We start from the raw sequence: 3,877 nt of genomic DNA on the forward strand, positions 1-3,877 counted from the left end.
TCACGGTGCCCGGCGGCACGCAGTTCGCCGACGGTGCGGGGCAGGTTGTTCGCTGCAGTCACCACTCCACGCTACCGCGCAGTTCAACGCGGGTCGCACCGCTGTCGAGTGTGGGGTTGATGCACGCTTTTCGCGATTTCGCGTAACACAACCACACACTCGACGCTCGTCTAGTGCGCGAAGTGCCGGGCGCCGGTCAAGTACAGCGTCACCCCGGCCTTTTCGGCCGCCGCGGTCACTTCGTCGTCGCGCACCGAGCCGCCGGGGTGCACGATCGCCGTGACGCCCCCGGCCGCCAGCGTCTCCAGGCCGTCCGGGAACGGGAAGAACGCATCAGAGGCCGCGACCGCGCCGCGGACCCGGTCGCCGCCACGCTCGACGGCCAGCCGTGCGGCGTCGACCCGATTGACTTGGCCCATACCTATTCCGATGGTGGCGCCGCCGCCCGCGATGACGATCGCGTTGGATTTAACCGCCCGACACGTCCGCCAGGCGAAGGCCAGATCCGCCAGCGTGGCCGATGACGCCGCCACGCCGGCGACCAACGTCCAGTTCGCCGGGTCGTCACCGGGCGCGTCGATACGGTCGCGTTCCTGCATCAGCAGACCGCCGCTGATCTGCCGCCGCTCTGTGGCGTCGCCTAGGGGCTCAGAGGCGACCAGCACCCGGATATTCTTCTTGCCTGCCAGGATGTCGACCGCGCCGGGCGCGTAGGCCGGGGCCACGATCACCTCGGTGAAAATCGTGCTGACGTACTCGGCCATCTCGACGCTGACCTCGGCGTTGGACGCGATCACTCCGCCGAAGGCGCTCAGCGGATCGCATTCATGGGCCTTGCGGTGCGCGTCGGCGACGGAGACCGACGAGACCGCGATCCCACATGGGTTGGCGTGCTTGATGATCGCCACACAGGTCTGCTCGTGGTCGAACGCCGCCCGCCAGGCCGCATCGGCGTCGGTGAAGTTGTTGTACGACATCTCTTTTCCGTGCAGCTGCTCGGCCTGCGCCAGTCCGGGCCACGCACCGTCGTCGGCGTATAGCGCCGCCTGCTGATGCGGATTCTCGCCGTAGCGCAGCAGTGCCGAGCGGCGCCACGTCCCGGCGAACCACTGCGGGAACGCCATCGCCGGCTGCTCCGGCGCCAGCGTCGAACCCATCCAGCCGGCGACCGCGACGTCGTACTCGGCGGTGTGTCGAAACGCCAACGACGCCAGCCTCTTTCGTTCGGCAAGGGTGAACCCGCCGCTTTGCACCGCGGCCAGCACACCGTCATACCCGAGTGGGTCTACCACCACCGCAACGCTCGGATGATTCTTGGCGGCGGCCCTCACCATCGATGGCCCCCCGATATCGATCTGTTCGATGCATTCGTCGACACTCGCGCCGGAGTCGACGGTCTCGCTGAACGGGTACAAGTTGACCACCACGAGCTCGAACGCCGCGATCCCGAGTTGCTCGAGCGCCGCCGCATGTTCGGGCTTCCGCAGGTCGGCCAGCAGCCCCGCGTGCACATGTGGGTGCAACGTCTTGACCCGACCGTCAAGCACCTCGGGGAAGCCAGTCACCTCTTCGACTGGCGTTACCGGAATTCCGTTACTAGCAATGGTTTTCGCGGTTGAGCCGGTCGAGACGATGTCCACACCGGCCTCATGCAGCCCGCGGGCCAGCTCGACCAGTCCGGTCTTGTCGTAGACGCTGATCAACGCGCGTCGGATCGGCCGTTTCCCGTCGCCACCGTTTTCTGGGCTCATCCGATGGTCGCCTTTCGTCCGTTCCAGGTCACGCCGCCGGTCGCCACCGCGGCAACCACATCCACCAACAGCCGCCGTTCGGTGACCTTGATGCGCTCGTGCAGGGTTTCTTCGTCGTCATCGTCCAGCACCGGAATCGGTTGCTGGGCCAGTATCGGGCCGGTGTCGGTGCCGGCATCAACCAGGTGCACCGTGCAGCCGGTGACCTTCACGCCGTAGGCCAACGCTTCGGCCACCCCGTGCGCGCCGGGAAACGCTGGCAGCAGCGTCGGGTGGGTGTTGAGGATACGGCCGCAAAACCGTGCAAGGAACTGCGGCCCAAGGATTTTCATAAATCCCGCCGACACGATGAGGTCGGGTGAATGAGCCGCGACAGCTTCGGTTAGCGCGGCATCCCATCCGTTGCGGTCGACGTGGTCGGCTAGCCGCACCGTGAAGGCCGGCAACGACACGGCGCCGGCGATTTCGACGGCCCGGCAGTCGCGGTCCACGCCGACCGCGACCACCCGTGCCGGATAGTCATCGACGGCGGCCTCCAGCAAGGACGCAAGCAGCGAACCGGTACCCGACGCCAGGACTACCAATCGTGCCGGCGCGCTGGGAGGCACGCGGAACGGTTGCTGCACAGGGCGAGCCTAATCGGTCCGCTGATGATGCGGGCCGTCGGCAGCCGGAGGGGGAGGCGGACCATCACCCGAGCCGTCAAGCGGCGGCTCGGCGGCTGGCGGCGGCTCGTCGTCGGCGACATCGGCGGGCGACTCGGCCGGCAGGCTCGGCTCAGCGGCCGGCTCGGGTTTGGGCTTCCTCGGCCGGTATCGGACGCCGCCGGCCATCACAACGGTGATGGCGCCGACGACTGCGAACCACAGGAACACCGCGAACCCGAAGGTCCCCTGGTCGATGCCGACGTCGCCGAAGTTGCCCAGCTGCCCGCTGCCGGCGTAACCGAGCAGCACCATCGTCAGCGCCGCGAGCACAGCCGCGGTCACCACCTTGGCCATCGCCTCCAGGATCGGCAGCGACCGGCGCGCACATTGTTGTCCGACCGCTACCCCCGACGACGCGCCGATGATGAGCAACGCAACCCAGGCCGGCCCCAGCGGCGGGTTGGGCGCCGCGGCCAGCACTGGCAGCGCGGGAATGTCGCCGCCGAACACGGTGAACGAACTGAAGGTCGCGAACCCCAGATGGGCGCTGGATCCCACGGCCATCGCGGCGGTGCCGACGATGACGTTGGGCACATACAGCACTGACAATATGGTCAGGCTGAACTGGCCGAACACCGAATTGGTGATCGCGTACAGGTCCTGCATCGTGCCCCAGTGCACGACCAGCGAGACGGCGGCAACCAGGCCGGACAGCCCGAGCAGCGCCAGCACGCCGGCCATCGCGGCCCGTAGCGAATCGGCCAGCCAGTCCGGCAGCGGCGACGCCGCCAGCGCCCGGCGGCCCACCCGAGAGCCCACCCCGATCGACGCCCCGATGCCATGGACCACCAGCACGCTCACGAACGCCCGTAACGCGCTCGGCGTCTGCAGTTCGGTGATCACCGACGCCGCGTCGTGGATGACGGCCAGTGCGATCGCGGCGATCAGCAGTGGTCCGCCCAGCGCCGACGCCACTATCCAGCGGGCGACGAACCAGGAGGCCGTGGCGGGGGTGGCCTGCGCGGTGGTACGCGCAGTACCCCACACCATCAGCAGCACCGGCAGCAACGGCATCACGCCAAGTTCGCGACCACCGATCGAGATCGGCACCTGGTGCACCCCCAGCCACATGCTGGCGATCGCACCCAACGCGCCGGTCATGTCGCTGTTGGCGATCAACAACTCCAGCAGCGTCACCGCCGCGATGACAATCAACGCCACCAGGGCGGGGCCGAACGCGACCCGCAGTAGGGCTCGGGCCTGACGGGCGCCCGCCGATGGACTGTCCTGCACCCGCGTCACGCTTCGAGGACGTTACTGCGCAGCCCGTCTGAGTGGCGACCCGCCGCGCCCGGCTTCGCCGCGCTAACGGTCGCCACGAATGCGCACGGTTAGGACTGTGACGGGCCCGACGGCGAGGACGACGCCGGTGGTTGCTGACCCTGACCATACGAGGGCTGGCTCTGGCCTGAGCCGGCG

3 protein-coding genes are annotated in these 3,877 nt (G+C 68.4%); all 3 read right to left on the reverse strand.

Annotated elements, in window-relative coordinates; all coding sequences use genetic code 11:
* Window positions 1-170 precede the first annotated feature (170 nt).
* The 3 genes from purH to WBF82_RS18590 are packed head-to-tail and all read right to left on the reverse strand — an operon-like array spanning window position 171 to window position 3,691.
* Window positions 171-1,751 (reverse strand): bifunctional phosphoribosylaminoimidazolecarboxamide formyltransferase/IMP cyclohydrolase, encoded by a 1,581-nt coding sequence (purH, locus tag WBF82_RS18580; protein WP_424384423.1) that lies wholly within the window; start codon window positions 1,749-1,751, stop codon window positions 171-173.
* Complete coding sequence (purN, locus tag WBF82_RS18585; RefSeq protein WP_424384424.1) at window positions 1,748-2,377, reverse strand: phosphoribosylglycinamide formyltransferase; 630 nt, start codon at window positions 2,375-2,377, stop codon at window positions 1,748-1,750. Before purN ends, purH begins: the two co-directional genes overlap by 4 nt.
* Window positions 2,378-2,386: 9 nt before the next feature.
* The gene (locus WBF82_RS18590; protein ID WP_424384425.1) at window positions 2,387-3,691 is read right to left on the reverse strand and encodes a DUF6350 family protein; all 1,305 of its coding nucleotides are present in this window, start codon (window positions 3,689-3,691) and stop codon (window positions 2,387-2,389) included.
* Window positions 3,692-3,877: the final 186 nt, after the last annotated feature.

This window comes from Mycobacterium sp., assembly GCF_049673265.1.
Lineage (GTDB): Bacteria > Actinomycetota > Actinomycetes > Mycobacteriales > Mycobacteriaceae > Mycobacterium.

Coding starts and splice junctions, on each gene's coding strand:
- purH (WP_424384423.1), bottom strand. CDS start 1,751: ATGAGCCCAGAAAACGGTGGCGACGGGAAACGGCCGATCCGACGCGCG.